Source organism: Vibrio sp. SCSIO 43137 (genome assembly GCF_028201475.1).
GTDB lineage: Bacteria > Pseudomonadota > Gammaproteobacteria > Enterobacterales > Vibrionaceae > Vibrio.
The window spans coordinates 533,984-553,632 of sequence record NZ_CP116384.1 but is presented as its reverse complement, the minus strand read 5'-3'; the positions used below and the strand labels follow the sequence as shown (position 1 = coordinate 553,632).

Genomic DNA, 19,649 nt, shown 5'->3' with positions numbered 1-19,649 from the left:
TCAGCCCGATGTTACAAGTGTCTCTCTTCTTAACTAAATTGAATATGATTTAAATCATATTTATATCTTAAGCTTTATTTTTTATTATTATTCACACATAAAGCCATTTGATTAAAATAAAATCACATTTACAACTCCATTAGTTTATTACTTTTAGTTAACATGCCTATAGCAGTCAGAAAGAAAAAAACCGCTTACCCTAAGGCAAACGGCTTTTACTATTTGGTCTGGATTAAGTGTTACTTATCTTCCGCGCTCTTAATCGCTTTTTCGCGCTTGAAATAAGCTTTGGTCAGGCTAAAGACCACAGGGCTCAGTACCGCCAGAGCAATAAGGTTAGGAATCGCCATCATAGCGTTTAGCGTATCACCCAGCAGCCAGACAAAGTTAAGTTCTGCCATGGCGCCGACAGGAAGTGCCAGTACAAAGATAACCCTGAACGGCATTACCGCCTTAGCGCCAAACAGGTATTCGGCACAACGCTCACCATAAACCGACCAACCAACAATAGTGGTAAAGGCAAACACCGCCAGACTAACCGCGACCAGATAACTACCCCAGCCCGGAAGAATGTCACCAAACGCCGCCGATGTTAATGCCGCACCTGACTCTCCGCCTGTCCACTCTCCGGAAATAATAATCACCAAACCGGTAATGCTACAGATCACTAGCGTATCTAAGAAGGTACCCAGCATAGCAATCAAACCCTGACGAACCGGATCATCCGTCTGGGCACTGGCGTGGGCAATAGGCGCTGAACCTAAACCGGCTTCGTTTGAGAAAACACCACGGGCAACACCAAAGCGAATCGCCATCCATACCGTTGCACCGGCAAAACCACCTTCGGCAGACGCCGGAGTAAAGGCGTACTCAAACACCAATGCAAATGCACCGCCTAACTCGCCGATGTTCATCAGCAGGATAGCCAGACCAGCCAGAATATAGGCAACGGCCATAATAGGGACCATAGCACCGGCAAAACGACCAACCCGCTTAAGACCGCCAATAATAACCCCGCCGGCAAGCACCATAATGATCAGACCAACAATAAGCGGTGAAAATGAGAAATTAGACTCCAGAACTTGTGCAATGGAGTTAGACTGAACCGCATTACCGATACCAAAACAGGCCACAGCACCAAACAGAGCAAACAGGGTTCCCAGCCATGCCCATTTTTCACCCATACCGTTTTTGATGTAGTACATAGGGCCGCCGACAAAAGCGCCGTTTTCATCTTTCTCACGGTATTTAACTGCCAGCACCGCCTCGGCAAACTTAGTTGCCATACCAACCAGAGCCGTCAGCCACATCCAGAACAGCGCTCCCGGGCCACCGATAAACACAGCGGTTGCCACCCCGGCAATATTACCTGTACCTATGGTGGCAGACATGGCGGTCATCAGTGCCTGAAATGGCGGGATCTCACCTTTTTCATCTGACTCTCTGCTGCTCCACAACAGGCGGAAAGCACGGCCGATATTAAAGATGGGCATAAACTTAAGGCCGACGGTCAGAAACAGCCCCACCCCAAGTATCATCACCAGCATAGGGACACCCCATACAATGCCGTTGATGTTATTAATAAACTCGGTAACAAAATCCATTTAACTTGTACTCCTTTATAGTTTTTCGTTTTTAAATCTGTTTTTTTAGTTTAAATTTTTATATACACCTGATTTACATAGAAAACCAAGGCGTATTCGGGCTTACAGAACGAACTTTATAGATGCCATAACACATAGCAATAGCTGAAAATGACAGTAAAACCACCTCATACAGAACTATAATCTTAGTACATTTTATTAACACAAGATTAACCATTAGACTTTCATTAAATAAACTATATTTATGACTCAATAAGTGAAATTTATTGGTGATTTAATCTTTCGTAGCTTTTATCTATAAAAATGACGTTATGTGATTTGAATCTACAAATAATGATAAAGCGCCAATTATTTTCCACGACAGAACTAAATCTCTGACAAATTGTTCTCACTGAATTAAGCTAGTTTGTGTTCATTTTTCTGAATAGCTGATCTCAGTTGTGCAGAGGATCTTGTCATCGGAGAAATAGCGATAAACAAACCCTCCGTGCCAGAGAGGGTTTACGCGTGTTTGTGTTCGCTATTTGTTAAAATGACTCAGTTTTTTTAAAGGAGATGCTCTGCGGAGCAACAGGCATAAGGAGCCCTGAATGGAACGTATTGTTTATATCAATGGTGATTACTTACCCGAATCTGACGCAAAGATCTCCGTTTTTGACCGTGGATTTCTTTTTGCTGACGCAGCCTATGAAGTAACCTCAGTACTGGATGGAAAGTTAGTGGATAACGAAGGCCATATGGCCCGTCTGAAACGTTCATGTGAAGAGCTCAGCCTTCCTCTGACCTTAAGTGAAGAACAGCTGTTTTCCATTCATAAAGAGTTAGTGCGACTTAATAAACTTGATGAAGGTGGTGTCTATCTTCAGCTTACCCGTGGCAACGATGGCGATCGGGACTTTGGCTACAGCGCAGATATTGCAACGACTCTGGTGCTTTTTACCCAGAAGAAAAATCTGGTCACCTGTCCGCAGGCGGATAAGGGTATCGCCGTTGTGTCCGTAGAAGACATCCGCTGGAAACGACGGGATATAAAAACCACCAGCTTGTTGCCGGCCTGCCTTGCAAAACAGGTTGCCCTGGCCTCAGGAGCTGATGACGCATGGCTGACAGAAGACGGTTATGTTACTGAAGGAGGTTCCAGCAATGCTTATATTGTCACTCAGGACGATAAGCTGGTTACCCGCCCGTTAAGTAACCATATTCTGCACGGTATTACCCGCGCCAGCCTGCTGCAACTGGCGGAACAAAACAACATCGAGATTGAAGAAAGGCTGTTTACCGTCGAGGAAGCGAAACAGGCCAAAGAGGCCTTTATCAGCTCAGCGACCACGTTTGTCTGGCCGGTAGTTAATATTGACGGAACCACCATAGGCAGTGGTCAGCCTGGTGAACTCACCAGAAAACTTCGGGATATCTATATCAGCATGGCCAAATCCATGTCGCGTTAACGCGCCTTCTGGCCATAAAAAGGAAGCTCTGATCAGATAAACCTGAACAGAGCTCCCCGTATTTGCGGATAGTATTCAACTGACTAAATTGGATAGACTTTAACAGATACCTACCTTAGTAAACTCAAATGCTCCTTGAGGTTACTGAGCTATGTCTTTATTATGCTCCACTGGTTGATTATAAAAACAGTAAATATCAGCTGCATTTTTTCCCCTATTAATTCCTATGTTGTTTTCTCTCCGGAAAAAATTAATAGATTCGAATAACCTGACCTTTCTGAAATAAGCGAGTTCTGCCATGCCACTATCCAGCGCTTTACAACTTATCGCTCTAGCCGCCATATGGGGAAGTTCATTCCTTTTTATGAGGATAGCGGTACCTTCGCTGGGTCCGGCCTACATGATTGAAGCAAGGGTGCTTCTCGCAGCGCTGTTTCTGTTTGCTGTTGCACTGGTAATGAAACGAAAACTGAACCTGCTTCAGTATAAAAAGCATTTCTTTATTATCGGCCTGTTTAACACCTCCTTACCTTTTCTGCTGTTTGCTTATGCGGTTCAAACCCTGAACGCTTCTACTCTTGCGGTTCTTAACTCTACTGCCGCTATCTGGGGAACCGCCATCGGCGTATTCTGGACTAAGACCCCCCTAACCCGCAGAAAGGCTATGGGGCTTGCTTTAGGTGTACTCGGAGTTGTAGTTCTTGTGGGATGGGACAGTGCCCAATTAGGAGAAGGTTCCGGCCTGGCAATTACTGCCGGTATTATGGCTGCCGCCTGTTACGGTATCGCCAGTAACTACACCAAAACGGCCCCGCAGATTTCCTCTTTTAATAACGCTCACGGCAATATGTGGGCCGCTTCATTAATAGTTCTGCCTCTGCTGCCGTTTATTCCTGTACGTGAGTCGGTCGGCATGGAAGTAGCCAGCTCTGTCGTGGCGCTGGGTGTGCTCTGTACCGGTGTCGCTTATCTGCTCTACTTTAAACTGATTAATGATGTTGGTGCCGCATCGGCACTTTCCGTTACCTTTTTAATCCCGGCATTTGGTATTTTCTGGGGGCATCTGATTCTGGATGAAGCTGTAGGTTGGAATACGGTTTTTGGTACCCTGCTTGTCGTATCGGGCACCATGTTAGTGACAGGTTTTTCTATGAAAGCTTTTGTTGGCAAACGGTTTAAAACAGCCAAAAACCGCTGAGTCTAATAGTTATTATTTGTTAATCACACTATTACGGGTAACTAAAGTCGGCTCCAGCTGAACCTGCTTAGAGTCACTCTCACCGTTATCAATACGTTGCAGTAGACGGTCGACCGCGGCCTTGCCCAGCCTGAACTTAGGCTGGTGAATGGTGGTTAGCGGCGGCACCATAAACTTGGAAATATAGATATCATCGTAACCGATAAGAGAGAGATCCTGAGGAATTTTGACGCCATGCTCTGCGGCGGCATTAATTACCCCCATCGCCATCATATCGTTACAAACAAACAGTGCAGACGGCATCTCTTCACCATTGAACAGCTGATTAAAGGCATCATAGCCGCCGTCACATTCAAAGTTTGATTCGACAACCCAGTTATCTTTCACCGGCAGACCAGCTTCTGACATGGCTTTCTTAAATCCGGCAAAACGGATCTGAGCCTGATGACGATTCAGCGGGCCGGTAATACAGCCAATCTCTGTATGGCCGTTTTCAATCAGGTGTCTGCCTGCCAGATAACCGCCATGTTCTGAGTTATCGTTGATCTTATCGCTGGTGAAATGGGTCTCACCCCAGTCCATCACCACAGTAGGAATGTTAGGGTAAAGTTCAAAGATATCCAGATACTGCCCTTCCAATGTCGAGCATAGCAGCAGCAGGCCGTCCACCCGCTTTTCAAGAAGCGTACTGATGGAGGCCTTCATTCTTGCATCATCACCTTCCGTATTACAAAGGATCAGGTTGTAGTTCTGCTCATAACAGCGCCGCTCAACCCCTTTTACCACCTCACCAAAAAACGGGTTAGTCGAGGTAGTTACCAGCAAACCTATGGTTCGGGTGCGGTTCATCTTTAAACTTCGGGCAAGAGCGGAAGGCGCGTAGTTAAGTTCCTTTGCCGCACTCTGCACCTTAGCGGAAATCTCTTCACTGACGTAGCGGGATTGATTGATCACATGGCTGACGGTCGAAGTGGATACTCCGGCCAGTTTTGCAATGTCTTTCATTGTAGCCATATGATCTCTCCTTTACCTATCCGTTAGTTTGTTGCGTAAGAAAAGCGTCTGTCTCTTCCCGGTTCGGAATAGAGGTCTGAGCACCAAAGCGGGTAACAGAAATAGCCGCGGCTGCGTGAGCAAACACAATGGCTTGGTTCATTGGTTTCTCTTCAATCAGCGCCGTTACCAAGGCACCGTTATAGGTATCGCCTGCAGCTGTCGTGTCCGTTGCATCAACGCGGAAGCCGGCAACAATCTCACCTTGCTCTTTTTCACAGCTTAGCCAGACACCTTTGGCGCCAAGGGTTATCATGACAGTCTTAATGCCTTTGGCATGCAGAATATCTGCCGCCAGTTGAGCAGAACGCTCATCAAACACCGTTACACCGGTCAGAATTTCAGCCTCGGTCTCATTGGGAGTAATAATATCCACTAAGCTAAGCAGTTCATCACTGAGCTCCCTGGCCGGAGCCGGGTTTAGCACCACTTTTGTCTGTGCTGCTTTTGCTGTTTTTGCTGCCAGTTCAACACCATCAATAGGTGTTTCCAGTTGCATCAGCAGGTAATCCGCCTGTTTAACAAGATCAAGGTGCGGGGTAATTCTGTCAGCGTTCAGCTTGCCATTTGCTTCTGCTGAAATACAGATGCTGTTTTCGCCGGTCTCGGCAACCTGAATCATGGCGATACCGGTAGGCGTACCTGACTCGGCCATTACTGCTGAGGTATCCATGCCCATCTCTGTAAAACTGTGCTTCATTTCTGTGCCGAAGGCGTCATCACCTACGCTGGCGATAAAGGCAATATCAGCCCCCAGACGAGCCGCTGCTACAGCCTGATTGGCACCTTTACCACCCGGAATCACCTGATAGCCTTCACCGTGCAGTGTTTCACCGGGACGAGGGAAAGAAGGCACCTTTAACACATGGTCAGCATTCACGCTGCCCATTACTACTAACTTGCTCATAGCTTTTTCCTGTTGAGAAGCAGAATCCTGCCGGAAATCTTATTGGTTTAAGCTCTTACCGCTGATATGGCTCAAAAGTTTAAACCAATAGTATTCAAAAGAAAGGGAGGAGAAGCTCCTCCCATTCAGATAGTGATATTATTCAACCACAATTTTCAGAGGAACAGGAATGTACTCTTCCACTGCCGCACCTTTCAGTACTTTATCTGCAGTTTCGATGCCAAGAGCACCAATCAGTTCAGGCTGCTGTGCAACTGTTGCTGCTAACTGGCCACGTTTAACTGCTGCAACACCATCATCAGTACCGTCAAAGCCTACGATAACAACCTCTTTGCCTGAAGCCTGAATCGCACGTAGCGCACCTAGTGCCATCTCATCGTTCTGAGCAAATACTGCCTGAACATCAGGGTTAGCTGCAAGCAGGTTTTCCATTACGTTCAGACCTTTAGTACGGTCAAAGTCAGCAGGCTGGCTGGCAAGAAGCTGCATTTTGCTGCCTTTTACTGCGTTCATAAAGCCTTCACCACGCTCACGCGCTGCAGAAGTACCTGCGATACCTTCAAGCTGAATAACTTTTGCGTCAGGTGCTACAACTTCAGCGATAAAGTTACCGGCAAGCTCACCACCAACTACGTTGTCAGAAGCGATATGGCTCACTACGTCACCACGTGTCGCACCACGGTCAAGGGTAAGAACAGGGATATTAGAACGGTTTACCATGCGGATAGCGTTAGATACCGCGTCTGAATCAGTCGGGTTAATCAGAATCGCTTTCACACCACGTACAGTAAGGTCTTCCACATTTGAAAGTTCTTTACTCGGGTCATTTTGCGAATCCAGTACAATCAATTTATAACCAAGCTCTTTCGCCTTAGCTTCAGCACCATCTTTCATTGATACAAAGAATGGGTTGTTCAGTGTCGAAACAACAACAGCCAGAGTATCTTCAGCAAATGCCGATGCACTCATAGAAGCAGTAAGAACAGCAGCAGAGATATAAGTTGCAATCTTTTTCATGTGTATAGTCCTTTGTTACGTAGGGTGGCCAGTTTTCGCTGGCCTGTCGTAGTGTTATTAAACAGAAGTTACTTGTTTTTGTTATCTACCAGTACTGCCAGCAGTATTACGACCGCTTTTGCAATCATCTGGTAGTACGAGGATACGTCGAGCAGGTTCAGGGCGTTATTCAGGAAGCCAATGATTAGCGCACCAATCAAGGTTCCCATAATACGTCCACGGCCACCTGCCAGGCTGGTTCCGCCCAGAACTACAGCGGCAATGGCGTCTAGCTCATAAGCCATACCTGCTGTCGGTTGTGCAGAAGAGAGTCGTGATGTAACGATAATACCTGCCAGCGCCGCTAACAGACCGCACACGGCATAAACCCCGATTTTTACTTTGTCGACATCAATGCCTGACAAGCGGGTAGCCGATTCGTTTCCGCCCAGAGCATAAACATAGCGGCCAAAGCGGGTGTGGTTTAGTACATACCATGCGGCTGCAAACACCATCACCATAATCCATACCGGAACAGGGATACCCAGTGTGTAGCCGGTACCAAACCATGCAAAAGCATCTGCGGTATCGGTAAAGCCAGTTGAGATAGGACGACCATCGGTATACACCATGGTGACACCACGCAGTAAGGTCATAGTCACCAGTGTGGCAATAAAGGCCTGTACCTTACCTTTGGCAATAATAATTCCGCTGATAGCACCCAAAGCTGCACCAGCAACCAGTGCGGTAGGAACGGCAATAAGTACCGGAACTTCCATGGCTACAAGGCTGGCGGCGAAAGCACCACACAAAGCCAATACCGAGCCGACACTCAGGTCAATACCCGCAGTCAGGATAACCAGTGTCATACCAACGGCAATAATGGCGTTTACTGAAGTCTGTCTCAGAATGTTCAGTATGTTATCCAGGGTAAAGAAGTTTGGGTTGAGGAACGAAACCACTGCAATCAAAAACAGTAATGCGATCAGTGATTTTTGTTCAATAAGCCACTCTTTACTCAATATTTTTCTATCTTGCATCAGTTCAGTCTTATTGGTTGTTAATTGGTTATTCATGCTGCAGCCTCCTGATTCAGTTTACCTACAGCACAAGCCATCAGTTTTTCCTGGTCTGCGTCTTTTGCATCAAACTCGCCGCTGATATGGCCTTCATGCATCACCATAATCCGGTCGCTCATTCCGAGAACTTCAGGCATCTCTGAAGAGACCAGAATAATGCTCATTCCGTCCGCTTTGAACTTGTTGATCAGCTGGTAAATCTCTTTCTTGGCACCAACATCGACACCACGGGTCGGCTCGTCCAGGATCAGAACTTTTGGTCTTGTCATCAGGCCTTTAGCAATGGCGACTTTCTGCTGATTACCACCAGACAGATTACCGATTATCTGATTACGGCCCGGTGTTTTGATATTAAACAGCTTAATAAAATCTTCTACCGCAATGGCTTCATCTTTGTTCTGGATATGAAGTCCTTTAGTAAGATGATCCAGACTACTTAACGACATGTTCTCTTTTACTGAAAGACTCAGCACCAGACCGTCGCCCTTTCTGTCTTCAGAAATATAAGCGATACCGCTGGACAAACCATCCTGAGGGCTGCGGGGATTAATCAACTTGCCGTCCAGAACGACCTCTCCCGAGGTTCTTTCCAGTGCGCCGTAAATCACTTTCATCAGCTCAGTTCGCCCTGCACCCATCAAGCCGGAAACACCAAGGATTTCACCTCTGTCCAACTTAAAGCTGACATTGTTAACGCCAGAACCAGACAAGTTGTTCACTTCCAGACAGGTGGTGCCGTGCACCGCATCAACGCGCGGATACTGCTCTTCCAGTTTACGGCCAACCATCATTTCAATTAACCGGTCCTCGTCGGTATCGGCAACCGCACACTGGCCGATAAACTTACCGTCACGCAGCACAGTGATATCGTCACACATCTGGAAAATCTCTTTAAGACGGTGTGAGATATAGACAATTCCGCAGCCTTGCTGTCTCAGCTCTTCAATAACTTTGAACAGGGATTCGGTCTCTGTATCGGTAAGGGCATCCGTTGGTTCATCCATAATAATGACTCTGGATTCGAACGAGAGTGCTTTGGCAATTTCTACCATCTGCTGCTCACCCAGACTCAGTTCACCAAGCTGTTTCTTTGAACTGTGTTTTACGTTCAGCCTTGCCAGCAGTTGATCAGCTTCCTGATACATCTCTGCCCAGAGTATTCTGCCCAAAGGTGAGATTTTTTCCCGGCCAAGGAAAATGTTCTCTGCAATAGTGAGTTCCGGAATCAGGTTCAGCTCCTGATGGATAATACTGATCCCTGCTTCCTGTGAATGTTTGGGTCCCTCAAACTTTGCGTTCTCTCCCTGATATTTTATTGAGCCGGCGTCAAGGGAGTAGATACCTGTCAGCACTTTCATAAGGGTAGATTTACCTGCGCCATTCTCCCCCAGCAGCGCCATTACGCGGCCGGGATAGACGTTCAGGCAGGCGTTATCCAGTGCCTTTACACCGGGAAACGCTTTGTCTATTCCGCTTAGCTCTAATATGGGTTGAGTCATTTTGATTCCTCAGTCGCTATCTTAAAAAACCACACCGGTCTGAAAAATAACGTTGGCATAAGGTGTACATTCACCGGTTCTGACGACAGACCGGCTCTCATGAGTTCTTGCTTTAAACTCCTCGTGAGATACGTAGCTGATCTCTATCTGTTTTCCGCAGTTTTTGCTCTCCTGCTCGATAACCTGAATCAGTTGATCATGTAACTGCGGACTTACTTGTCTGGTTTCGTGGGCAATAACCACGCCTTCAATCTGTGACTCTTTCAGTATGGTCTCAACGGTCTGAATAAAACCCGGAACCCCGTGAGTCAGCGCCAGATCAATACGTTCTACATGCTGGGGAATAGGCAGCCCTGCATCGGCAATGGTGATCTCATCGGTGTGGCCAAGGGTAGCCACAAGGTAAGACAGTTCAGAATTTAACAGCTCTGTTTTTTTCATAATTTTGTTCCGTACTGATTACAGCGTAAAGAGATACTATCTTAGTCGTAAATCTTCATCGAAACGTATCGATGAATCGTGAAAAAATTTTATCGAAACGTTTCGACAAATAATAACGGCTATTTTTCATTTGGCTTCCGGCGCCAAATAATTTCGTGATTTAGTTCGAAAGAAAAATAGAAATAACCATAAAAAAAGGGAAGCTAATCACCTTTAAAGTAATTATTCAGATCAAAAAACCTTCCGCGAATGGAAGGTTTTTTGTGATGAGATTCAGACTTTATCCTGCCAGTGTTTAGCAGGTATATGAGGCTATTTTAATATTCTTGCCCTGAAATTACGACCTTTCAGCTTACCGTTGGCTATTTTGCTTAGTGCTTTCTTTGCCACGCTTCTTTCTACAGCAACATACGAGCGCATAGCAAACAGGTTGATCTTACCAACCTTTCCGGCATCGATACCTTTATCACCGGTCAGTGCACCCAAAATATCACCCGGTCTGACCTTCTGTTTTTTACCGCCGGCAATTTCAATGGTCACCATTTTTGCCTGATAAGGCTTAGACGGCAGATCCGCTTCGTCAGGCAGTGCAACCGGCTCGATTGGCATATCCATATACTCGTCAATCAAAGCAACGCGGTACATCTCTTTTTCACTAAACAAACTGCATGCAACCCCTTTGCTGCCGGCGCGACCTGTTCTGCCGATACGGTGTACGTGTACTTCCGGGTCCCGCGATAACTGATAGTTGATAACCATATCTAAATCATCCACATCCAGCCCGCGCGCAGCTACGTCAGTAGCGATCAGTATAGAGATACTTTTATTGGCAAACTGCACCAGTGACTGATCCCTGTCTCTTTGCTCCAAATCACCATGCAAGTCAATAACATCAAACCCGGCATGGTAGAGTTCATCGGCTACCTCCTGAACTTCTCTTTTGGTATTACAAAAGATAACACTCGACTCAGCCTGATATTCTAGTAGCAGTCTCTTAACCGCCTGAAGCCTCTCTTCAGTATCCGCTACTTTAAAGAACTTCTGCTCTATGCTGTTTCCGCTATGAGTAGACTCTACCTTAACCAGCTCAGGTTTCTGCATAACACGCTCAGCAACAGACTGAATCTGTTTGGGGAAAGTGGCACTAAACAGCAGTGTCTGACGCTGCTTTGGCGCCTCATCCAGAATAGCGTCCAGCGCGTCCTGAAAGCCCATTTCCAGCATACGGTCAGCTTCGTCCAGAACCAGAGTGTTCAGCTCATCAAGGTTAATTCTTCCCTTCTCAAGGTGATCCAGAATTCTGCCCGGAGTACCTACCAAAATATGCGCACCGTGCTCCAGTGAGCCGATTTGCGGCCCCATCGGCATACCGCCACATAAAGTAAGCACCTTAATATTGTGAATACGTCTTGCCAGTTTGCGGATCTCTTTCGCTACTTGATCAGCCAGCTCTCTGGTAGGACACAATACCAGCGACTGAACGCGAAAGCGCTTTACATTCAGGTTAGTCAGCAGGCTTAAACCAAATGCCGCTGTTTTTCCCGAACCTGTCTTGCCCTGACCAATAACATCTTTACCTGACAGCATAAGTGGCAGACTACTGGCCTGAATGGGAGTCATCTCTGAATAACCCAGGGAATCCAGGTTTTCTAATAGAGCCGGAGACAACGGCAGGGAGTTAAAGGCTGAACTACTCAAGGCAAGGATCCTTATCTGATTAAACGCAGTCGGTTGATTGACCGCGCACCTTAACCAGATATCGGGGTCAGTACAACAAGTAATGTAAAATTAATTTACTTTGGCTATCAAACTATATATATTCAATTTACTTTGATTCTCAAACTACAATAACTATGCAAAAACAATCTGCTCTCTCTTTACCCCACGATCACAACTTCAGCCGCCATAATCATCAGGGCGAAAAGCGTACTTACTACGTGCTGTTACTCACTTTAGTTACAATGACGGTGGAGATTGCAGCCGGCATGGCGTTTGGCTCCATGGCTCTGCTGGCCGATGGCTGGCATATGGGCACACATGCAGCTGCCTTCTGTATCACTCTGTTTGCTTACCGTTACTCCAAAAAGCATGCTGATAGTGATCAATTCTCTTTCGGTACAGGTAAAGTAAGTGTGCTGGGCGGCTACACCAGCGCCATTGCCCTTGGTTTGGTGGCTTTGTTGATGGTGGTTGAATCCGTCAGCCGGCTTTTCTCCCCGCAAGCCATTCAGTTTAATGAAGCCATTGGCGTTGCCGTTGTAGGCTTAATTGTGAATGTTGCCAGTATGTTTTTGCTTCACGGGCATCATGACCATGGCCACCATCACGGTCACAATCACGACCACTCTCATTCTCATCACAGTCATAACCATCATCACGACCATAATCTCAGGGCGGCTTATATGCATGTTCTGGCAGACGCCCTGACCTCTTTACTTGCCATCGTCGCCCTTATTGTCGGCAAATATCTTGGCTGGACATGGCTGGATCCTATTATGGGGATAGTTGGTGCGCTGGTAATAACAAAGTGGGCGATAGGATTAATGAGTCAAACCAGCCCTATTCTACTGGATGCCAGTATTGAACAGGAATACAAGCAGAAAGTGATACTCTGCATGCAGCAAGCAGGCGCAGAAGTTGCGGATATTCATATCTGGAAAGTCAGTGCCGATCATTACTCTGCCGCTATCTCACTTATCAGTGAGCAGGAAAAGCCGGTAAATTTCTACCGACAAGAACTGGAAAAGTTTGATAAAATCAGCCACCTGACTATAGAGGTGAACCGGGAAATCTGACATGCAGGCGCTAACCAAACTCAACCATTTAATCATTGAATTTTACGACAAGATGTCCTCATGGGAGCAGTCTGTGGTAAAAGAGACCGGATATACCTTAGCGCAAGTACATACCATTGAAGTGCTAGGCAACCACGGTTCGATGCGCATGAAAGAGCTTGCCGATAAACTGGGCATCACCACTGGTACTCTTACCGTGCAGGTAGAGAGGCTGGTTAAAGCGGGCATGATTGAGCGTTGTCCTCACCATGAAGACAGACGCTCAATACTGGTGACTCTTACTGAAGAGGGCGAAGCACTGCACCACCATCATAACGACCTGCATATGAAGCTGACTCAGGATCTTACCCGCCATATCAACTCTAAGCAGAGAGATATGCTGATCACTTGTTTAGAGAAGATTAACCGCGAGTTTTAATCTCAAGCCGCTTAGCAATAAAGGTCTCTGATACGTTCACTGAGCTTATAGTGAAACTTTGTTTTAGGCTGTCTCGTACTTTAGTCTAGTTTGTAATTTTTGCCCGTTTTTTTAATTTTATATTTATCAATAAGCTAACAATGCATCTCTTGTTTACATGATTTAGATCAATTTTCTCCAGCCCCTATAGACTGCTCACCTGCTATGTTTAATAGGCAGCGACTGGTTATTTTCTACTCACAGGGAGAGTGTTATGGCAAGAGAGTTTGTACGAATTGAGTTTCAGGGTGGCGGCGTTGTCGTTGTTAAAGTACCCCGGAATGGCGATGGTCATATCGTTCAGGGTAATCAGGTTATGGGTTGGGATACCTTTACCGATTCCCGTGAATTATCTCACCTTGAGCTGATTGATGAGCTGATCACTAAGGCCGGTAAAAAGGTCGAGCGACAGATCAACTACTTAAACCTGAACTAGCTTGAAACCGACGCACTCCCACCGGAGTGCGGTTTTTTATCTCCAAGTTTCTAACTATATCAATCGTTATCTATTTGCCTGATAACTTTACATGGGTTACCGGCCGCAACCACGTTATCCGGTATATCTTTGGTGACCACTGCTCCGGCACCGATAACACTGTTATCTCCGATGGTCACCCCAGGGCAGATTATCGCCCCGCCACCAATCCAGACATTGTGGCCAATTTTGATCGGCAAACCGAACTCTATCCCCTCTTCTACCCGTCCTTTCACCTCAATGGGGTGACCCGCCGTGTATATCTGAACATTAGGCGCCAGCATGACATTGTCACCGATATCGATACGGTTTACGTCCAGCAATACACAGTTAAAATTGGCATAGAAATTCTTGCCGACATGGATATTACTTCCGTAATCGCAGCGAAACGGTGGTTCCAGATACACTTCACCTTTGGCATCGGGGATTAATTGTTGAATAGCACTCTTCCACTCATCACTATCAGGAATGCTGTTGTTAAGCTGCTGAAGCACTCTGCGGCAGGCAATTCTTTCTGCATAAAGGGTGTCATCCCAGGCCAGATAAGGTTCACCAGCCAACATTTTCTGTTTTTCTGTTTTCATTATTTATACTCGTTTAACCTTTAATATCCGGAGTTAACCAAAGCACATCATAACCATTTAACTTGATGTCTCCCTTGGTAAGAACCTCTTTATGAGTCAGCAAGTCCACCACCTTATCGCTGGCCAGAATATCGCAAATACTGGCAGGAACCTGCTGGGACTGGTCACTGAAGTTGCAAATAGCCAGTAGCTTTCTGCCCTGTTGATCGGCTCTTGCATAGGCAAACAGCCCGGACTGATAGGTTTCTAGGATCTGAGTATCTGCCTCGCCAAACACAGGATTTGACTGGCGGATATGGATCATATTCAGCAACTCACGGTGAATAATGCCCTGCGGAGAGGCTCTGTCTTCAGCAAGGGCAATCGCTTCCTGAGTAATTGCCGGACGGTTCACCCAGCGGGCATCATCATACTTATCCGCATCACCAACAAAACTGTAGTCATTGAGCATGCCAATCTCATCCCCCTGATAAATAAGAGGAATGCCACCAATACTCAGATTGATGCTGTTTAGCAGACGAACCCGTTTTATTGCCTGATCGAGTTTATGAATATCGTCTGATTTAATCGCATCTTCCAGCCCGGCAAGGGAGGCGAGAGAGCCACATACCCGGCAGTCGCCCGTTGCCGGATTCTCCTGAAACGCAACACCGTGTGCAAAAGAGCCTTCAAAGCGGCCGGTATAAAACTGATTAAGGAAACGACGATGATCAAAACCGTTAATCCCTAACTGCCCGGCTACGGCATCATCGAATGTCCAGCCGATATCATCATGACAGCGGATATAGTTTACCCAACTACAATCGGCAGAAATCTGAAAGCTCTTTTTCAGCGAGGCGGTCAGTAGTTTCGTTTCCCTTGTGGCCAGTGACTCCCACATTAGCGCCATCATCAGAGGGTTATAAGAGAGCTGGCACTCTTTTTTATCAATGTATTGCGCCACTTCGTCAGGGTGCACGATAGCCTCGGACTTAAATTGAACCGACGGCGCAACGATTTGCAGGCAGAGGTTAAACGCCTGAATAAGAGTGTGGGCTTTTGGCAGGCTTTCACACTGCGTCCACTTCTCTTTCCAGATAAAGGCAAGAGCATCCAGCCTTAAGCCCTCACAGCCAATATTGGCCAGAAACAGCATTTCAGCCGTGATAGCATTAAACACCGCCGGATTAGAGAAGTTAAGATCCCACTGAAAACTGTTAAAGGTTGTCCAGATCCATTTATCCACTTCTTCGTTGAAGGTAAAACTGCCCCGTCGCACGGTAGGGAAGATTTCCCGGCAGGTCTGGTTGTACTCATCTACCTCTTGTTTATCAGAAAAGAAGTAATAGTAGTTTTGATACTCTTCTTCACCGGCAAGGGCTCTCTTGGCCCACTCATGTTCACAGGAGGTATGGTTAAAGACAAAATCGAGTACCAGACTGATCCCTTCATCGCTAAACGCATTAGCCACCTTTACCAGATCTCTCTCAGTACCTAGCTTCTTATCCACACTGCGGTAATCAGATACTGCATAGCCGCCGTCGCTGCGTCCTTCCGGCGATTTATACAGAGGCATAAGGTGAACATAGTTAACACCGAGAGCCTTAAGATAAGGAATCTTATCCAGAAGCTTTTTCAGATCGCCGGCAAACAGGTCAACATAAAGCGCCATGCCCAGCATTTTTTCACTGCGGTACCAGTTTGGCTGATTAAGCCTTTTCTGATCCTGTTTTTTCAATTTCACTTTCCGGCTGCCGAAGGCGGAGGCCAACTCAGAAGAGAGCTTTTGCAGATAATAGAAAAAGTCGTACTGCGCCCCATATAAATGGTGCAACTTCACCATCAGCTCAGGAAAGTGCTCATCCATACGTGCCAGAAAAGTCTTCTGATCTTTCTGGCTTAATGCGGATAAATCCACCGACTCTAAAACTTGTCTTAAGGCCTTCTGTCCTTCCAGATGCGACAACATAAATCACTCCACAAACCTGATAACTGAAGAAAATATAGATAACTTAAACGATTAAGTAACGGTTAAGATAGATTACAGAGAAAAACATGTGAACAGCGACTCACTATAATTTACCTTATAGTGAGCCTGCATCTGGATAGAAACTAGTATGGTAGGGCAACATTACCACTATTGATATATGGACGCATAACCGGACTACAGAAACTGGATGGATTTTCTGCCTTTGCTTTTGGGTTGTTCCGGCTCACTTGGTTCATGTTCAACTTTTTCAGGTTCAACCTGTTCAGAAAGCGTCTCTTCATAAGCAACTTCATAGCCTGAATCTGCACCAGAAGTCTGGGCGGAATCAGGATTATAAATCGCCAGATAAAACTCCTGATTAAACTCAATCAGATCACCGTCAACTATTTTTCGGCGTTTGCGCGTTTCTATTTCACCATTTACGGCAACATAACCTTCACTGATAATGTGTTTTGCTTCTCCGCCACCGTTAACCAGATTGGCAATTTTAAAGATTTTATACAGCTCTATTGGTTGCGTAGCGATCTCTACTCCAATGGCTTCAATTTCAACTTCTTGCTCTTCTTCAAAGCCTGATTGATGTGAACTCATATTATTTCGCCTGCGGGGGTCTAAAACGCGCAGTTTAACACAAATGATTTGCTTAAAGAGCCGCTTTTATCCTCCGAATCTTTTTAGTCTAATTACGAAAAGTTATTGTTATCATTTGATAAATTGTATAAAAAACTGCCAACATTAGAGCCATTGATCCACATATTTAATTCACAAAATTGTCATTTTTATCTTTTTTATCAATAACGGACTATTTCTCACAAATAGAATTTAATTTTTCCACACATAAAAAATGGATAAATTGATTCCACTTACACAGCAAAAACGGGTATGAATTTACCCTAGCGAAGAATTAATTAGAAGATTCTCAAATACTACATCAACACATTGATAAATTTTGGCTATGCTAAACTTTAAAGAAATACGTAAAATTACTGATACATAGGTATGTTAATGATTAAGCTGTTTATTATTCACGAGACATATTGAACGTGAAATAAACTTTATTAAAAGCTCCAGAGAGAGCTAGCACCATAACTGCCTAACATATGTACTTAAAGTTGGCGCTTTTGAATCCTTAAATCCCAGGGAAGTACTTAAAGGAACCACATATGAAATTTAGCCACAAAATCGTTATTGCTTCGGCACTATTAATGCTAGTAACGGTAAGTACACTCTCCATTAATCAGGTGATGACGATTCAGTCAGAACTTGAAACCACCATTGAAAACAGCGTTAAAGACATTATGCAAAGTGTTAAGAATAACGTTGTTTCTGAAATGGAAGGCCGTAAAGATGTCGCTCGTTATACGACCAATATGGCTGAACTCGACATCTCCAGAGAGGGTATTCTTTCCGCTATCGATCAACCTGCCCTTAAAAAACCATTTGTATTGGTCGGTGGTGCTTTGGAAACAGATGGCAAAGCCATTCCCGGTACTGCAAGCTGGGATCCGGGCCCTACATGGGACGGCAGAGCGCGTCCTTGGTATAAAGGTGCTAAACAGGCTAATGGCTTATTTGTCACTACGCCGTATGCGGATTCGGTAACCAATGAGATTCTGATTTCTATCGCCACACCACTTAACGAGAATGGTTCATTTAAAGGTGCACTGTTTTTCGATGTGAGCCTGGTTGGCCTTGCAGAGATCGTCAACAACGTAGAGCTGTTTGACGCTGGTTACGTCTTTATCGTTGATAGCGCAGGTTCCACTATCGCTCACCCCGATGAAGAGAAAAACGGTCAGCCATTCTCCTCTTATCAGCCAAATGTGCAGATAACGCAGAAGATGCAAACTGTAGCGGTAAACGGAGACGAATATGTTTTCGACTTTGTTAAAGTCCCAAATCAGGACTGGTATGTCGGCGTAGCCCTTGATCAAAATATCGCTTTCGCCTCTGTCATTGATATGCGTAATCAGTCGATTATCTTTACTGTTATCGCCCTTATCGTCAGTGTTGCCGTTCTTCTTGGCCTGATCGCTAAACTGATGAAGCCGCTCGATTCACTCAACCACGCGATACAAGATGTTGCTTCAGGTGAAGGTGACTTAACCCAGCGTCTTGCCACCAATACTGATAAAGAGTTCGCTGAACTGGCCACAGGATTCAACGTCTTTACAGAGAACCTTCAGGGTCAGATTAAGCAGTTGAAAGGCATTGGTGAAGAGATAATGCGTGGCACTGAAAGCACAGCTGAGGGTTCTTCTCATGCCGCCTCTGCGATGCAGGAACAGCTTCAGGAGCTTGAGCAACTGGCGACTGCCATGAACGAGATGGCAACCACTTCCACCGATATGGCGGGTAATGCTCAGGGGGCAGCCGGGGCAGCACAAGAAGCTGACGATGCAACTCAGCAGGGCTCTGCTGTTGTAAACAGCACAACAGACTCCATTAACGAGCTGTCTGATCGTATTGATTCAGCTGTTGACGAAGTTAAAGCATTGGAAGATGCCACAGACAGTATCGAAACTGTGCTTCAGGTTATTAACGATATAGCTGACCAAACCAATTTGCTGGCACTTAACGCCGCAATTGAGGCAGCACGTGCAGGCGAACAAGGTCGTGGATTTGCCGTTGTAGCCGATGAGGTTCGTACCCTTGCTCAGAGAACTCAGGAATCGACCACTGAGATCCGTAATATGATTGAGCAGCTTCAGGCTGGTGCCGGTTCAGTTGCCAAAGCCATGGGTCTGAGCAAGGAGACAGCAAGTAATACTGTTACCCAGGCTGAAGAAGCCAATATGGCTCTTGAGAAAATCCGTAACGCTATACAGCGTATCACGGATATGAATATGCAGATCGCATCTGCTGCTGAAGAGCAAAGCTTAGTCGCAGAAGAGATCAACGCCAACACGGTTAAGATTAAAGATCTGTCAGTACAGGTTTCTCAGGGTGCTGATGAAGCCAATATGGCCATGCAGGTTCAGACAGAAAATGTCCGTGAGCAGAGCAGTATTCTGAATAAGTTTATCGTCTGACGAACAGCATAAGTCACAAAAGGTCAGCCGATTGGTTGGCCTTTTTATTTTAACGGGCAGAGCAACAATTGAACCGGAAAAGCGAGCCTGATAAGAGTTCAGCGTTAAAACT

At 45.8% G+C, this 19,649-nt stretch carries 17 protein-coding genes; 6 read left to right on the top strand and 11 right to left on the bottom strand.

Annotated elements, in window-relative coordinates:
• Nucleotides 1–239 precede the first annotated feature (239 nt).
• The gene (locus PK654_RS18320; protein WP_271700512.1) at nt 240–1,604 is read right to left on the bottom strand and encodes an alanine/glycine:cation symporter family protein; all 1,365 of its coding nucleotides are present in this window, start codon (nt 1,602–1,604) and stop codon (nt 240–242) included.
• Nucleotides 1,605–2,194: 590 nt separating this feature from the next.
• Here PK654_RS18320 and PK654_RS18315 point away from each other — a divergent pair.
• The gene (locus tag PK654_RS18315; RefSeq protein WP_271700511.1) at nt 2,195–3,052 is read left to right on the top strand and encodes a D-amino-acid transaminase; all 858 of its coding nucleotides are present in this window, start codon (nt 2,195–2,197) and stop codon (nt 3,050–3,052) included.
• Nucleotides 3,053–3,350: 298 nt separating this feature from the next.
• Nucleotides 3,351–4,250: a DMT family transporter gene (locus PK654_RS18310; RefSeq protein ID WP_271700510.1), complete on the top strand. Its 900-nt coding sequence runs from the start codon at nt 3,351–3,353 to the stop codon at nt 4,248–4,250.
• A gap of 12 nt (nt 4,251–4,262) precedes the next feature.
• Here the strand turns inward: PK654_RS18310 and PK654_RS18305 are convergent, their stop codons facing one another.
• The 7 genes from PK654_RS18305 to dbpA all read right to left on the bottom strand — a co-directional run bounded on the left by PK654_RS18305 (nt 4,263) and on the right by dbpA (nt 11,923).
• Nucleotides 4,263–5,264, bottom strand: coding sequence for a substrate-binding domain-containing protein (locus PK654_RS18305; RefSeq protein ID WP_271700509.1), 1,002 nt, complete (start codon nt 5,262–5,264; stop codon nt 4,263–4,265).
• Between the two features lie 16 nt (nt 5,265–5,280).
• Nucleotides 5,281–6,210: a ribokinase gene (rbsK, locus tag PK654_RS18300; protein WP_271700508.1), complete on the bottom strand. Its 930-nt coding sequence runs from the start codon at nt 6,208–6,210 to the stop codon at nt 5,281–5,283.
• A 138-nt stretch (nt 6,211–6,348) separates the two neighbouring features.
• The gene (gene rbsB / locus PK654_RS18295) at nt 6,349–7,227 is read right to left on the bottom strand and encodes a ribose ABC transporter substrate-binding protein RbsB (protein ID WP_271700507.1); all 879 of its coding nucleotides are present in this window, start codon (nt 7,225–7,227) and stop codon (nt 6,349–6,351) included.
• A gap of 68 nt (nt 7,228–7,295) precedes the next feature.
• Nucleotides 7,296–8,282, bottom strand: a complete 987-nt coding sequence (rbsC, locus tag PK654_RS18290) for a ribose ABC transporter permease (RefSeq protein ID WP_271700506.1) — start codon at nt 8,280–8,282, stop codon at nt 7,296–7,298.
• Nucleotides 8,279–9,784, bottom strand: coding sequence for a ribose ABC transporter ATP-binding protein RbsA (gene rbsA, locus PK654_RS18285; protein ID WP_271700505.1), 1,506 nt, complete (start codon nt 9,782–9,784; stop codon nt 8,279–8,281). Before rbsA ends, rbsC begins: the two co-directional genes overlap by 4 nt.
• Nucleotides 9,785–9,805: 21 nt before the next feature.
• Complete coding sequence (gene rbsD / locus PK654_RS18280; RefSeq protein WP_271700504.1) at nt 9,806–10,225, bottom strand: D-ribose pyranase; 420 nt, start codon at nt 10,223–10,225, stop codon at nt 9,806–9,808.
• A gap of 312 nt (nt 10,226–10,537) precedes the next feature.
• Nucleotides 10,538–11,923 (bottom strand): ATP-dependent RNA helicase DbpA, encoded by a 1,386-nt coding sequence (gene dbpA / locus PK654_RS18275; RefSeq protein WP_271700503.1) that lies wholly within the window; start codon nt 11,921–11,923, stop codon nt 10,538–10,540.
• A 155-nt stretch (nt 11,924–12,078) separates the two neighbouring features.
• Here dbpA and dmeF point away from each other — a divergent pair, with 155 nt between their 5' ends.
• From dmeF to PK654_RS18260, 3 genes are all read left to right on the top strand, one after another.
• Nucleotides 12,079–13,020 (top strand): CDF family Co(II)/Ni(II) efflux transporter DmeF, encoded by a 942-nt coding sequence (dmeF, locus tag PK654_RS18270; RefSeq protein WP_271700502.1) that lies wholly within the window; start codon nt 12,079–12,081, stop codon nt 13,018–13,020.
• 1 nt (nt 13,021) lies between these two features.
• Nucleotides 13,022–13,438 (top strand): MarR family winged helix-turn-helix transcriptional regulator, encoded by a 417-nt coding sequence (locus PK654_RS18265; protein ID WP_271700501.1) that lies wholly within the window; start codon nt 13,022–13,024, stop codon nt 13,436–13,438.
• 253 nt (nt 13,439–13,691) lie between these two features.
• Nucleotides 13,692–13,913, top strand: coding sequence for a hypothetical protein (locus PK654_RS18260; RefSeq protein WP_271700500.1), 222 nt, complete (start codon nt 13,692–13,694; stop codon nt 13,911–13,913).
• Nucleotides 13,914–13,972: 59 nt separating this feature from the next.
• On the opposite strand, the gene PK654_RS18255 is transcribed toward PK654_RS18260, so the two are convergent.
• The 3 genes from PK654_RS18255 to PK654_RS18245 all read right to left on the bottom strand — a co-directional run bounded on the left by PK654_RS18255 (nt 13,973) and on the right by PK654_RS18245 (nt 17,096).
• Complete coding sequence (locus tag PK654_RS18255) at nt 13,973–14,536, bottom strand: sugar O-acetyltransferase (RefSeq protein WP_271700499.1); 564 nt, start codon at nt 14,534–14,536, stop codon at nt 13,973–13,975.
• A 13-nt stretch (nt 14,537–14,549) separates the two neighbouring features.
• The gene (locus PK654_RS18250) at nt 14,550–16,484 is read right to left on the bottom strand and encodes an amylosucrase (RefSeq protein ID WP_271700498.1); all 1,935 of its coding nucleotides are present in this window, start codon (nt 16,482–16,484) and stop codon (nt 14,550–14,552) included.
• Nucleotides 16,485–16,679: 195 nt separating this feature from the next.
• Nucleotides 16,680–17,096 (bottom strand): RNA-binding S4 domain-containing protein, encoded by a 417-nt coding sequence (locus tag PK654_RS18245; RefSeq protein ID WP_271700497.1) that lies wholly within the window; start codon nt 17,094–17,096, stop codon nt 16,680–16,682.
• 572 nt (nt 17,097–17,668) lie between these two features.
• Between PK654_RS18245 and PK654_RS18240 the strand changes: the two genes are divergently transcribed.
• Nucleotides 17,669–19,537 carry a methyl-accepting chemotaxis protein gene (locus tag PK654_RS18240; RefSeq protein ID WP_271700496.1) on the top strand — a complete coding sequence of 623 codons (1,869 nt, stop codon included), beginning with the start codon at nt 17,669–17,671 and terminating at the stop codon, nt 19,535–19,537.
• Nucleotides 19,538–19,649: the final 112 nt, after the last annotated feature.

What these genes read in the sequence shown, in the direction of transcription:
- rbsK (WP_271700508.1), bottom strand. Translation starts at nt 6,210, where the DNA reads ATGAGCAAGTTAGTAGTAATGGGCAGCGTGAATGCTGACCATGTGTTA.
- PK654_RS18315 (WP_271700511.1), top strand. Translation starts at nt 2,195, where the DNA reads ATGGAACGTATTGTTTATATCAATGGTGATTACTTACCCGAATCTGAC.
- PK654_RS18255 (WP_271700499.1), bottom strand. Translation starts at nt 14,536, where the DNA reads ATGAAAACAGAAAAACAGAAAATGTTGGCTGGTGAACCTTATCTGGCC.
- PK654_RS18310 (WP_271700510.1), top strand. Translation starts at nt 3,351, where the DNA reads ATGCCACTATCCAGCGCTTTACAACTTATCGCTCTAGCCGCCATATGG.
- rbsB (WP_271700507.1), bottom strand. Translation starts at nt 7,227, where the DNA reads ATGAAAAAGATTGCAACTTATATCTCTGCTGCTGTTCTTACTGCTTCT.
- PK654_RS18305 (WP_271700509.1), bottom strand. Translation starts at nt 5,264, where the DNA reads ATGGCTACAATGAAAGACATTGCAAAACTGGCCGGAGTATCCACTTCG.
- PK654_RS18320 (WP_271700512.1), bottom strand. Translation starts at nt 1,604, where the DNA reads ATGGATTTTGTTACCGAGTTTATTAATAACATCAACGGCATTGTATGG.
- dmeF (WP_271700502.1), top strand. Translation starts at nt 12,079, where the DNA reads ATGCAAAAACAATCTGCTCTCTCTTTACCCCACGATCACAACTTCAGC.
- rbsA (WP_271700505.1), bottom strand. Translation starts at nt 9,784, where the DNA reads ATGACTCAACCCATATTAGAGCTAAGCGGAATAGACAAAGCGTTTCCC.
- PK654_RS18240 (WP_271700496.1), top strand. Translation starts at nt 17,669, where the DNA reads ATGAAATTTAGCCACAAAATCGTTATTGCTTCGGCACTATTAATGCTA.
- rbsC (WP_271700506.1), bottom strand. Translation starts at nt 8,282, where the DNA reads ATGAATAACCAATTAACAACCAATAAGACTGAACTGATGCAAGATAGA.
- PK654_RS18245 (WP_271700497.1), bottom strand. Translation starts at nt 17,096, where the DNA reads ATGAGTTCACATCAATCAGGCTTTGAAGAAGAGCAAGAAGTTGAAATT.
- PK654_RS18260 (WP_271700500.1), top strand. Translation starts at nt 13,692, where the DNA reads ATGGCAAGAGAGTTTGTACGAATTGAGTTTCAGGGTGGCGGCGTTGTC.
- rbsD (WP_271700504.1), bottom strand. Translation starts at nt 10,225, where the DNA reads ATGAAAAAAACAGAGCTGTTAAATTCTGAACTGTCTTACCTTGTGGCT.
- PK654_RS18265 (WP_271700501.1), top strand. Translation starts at nt 13,022, where the DNA reads ATGCAGGCGCTAACCAAACTCAACCATTTAATCATTGAATTTTACGAC.
- PK654_RS18250 (WP_271700498.1), bottom strand. Translation starts at nt 16,484, where the DNA reads ATGTTGTCGCATCTGGAAGGACAGAAGGCCTTAAGACAAGTTTTAGAG.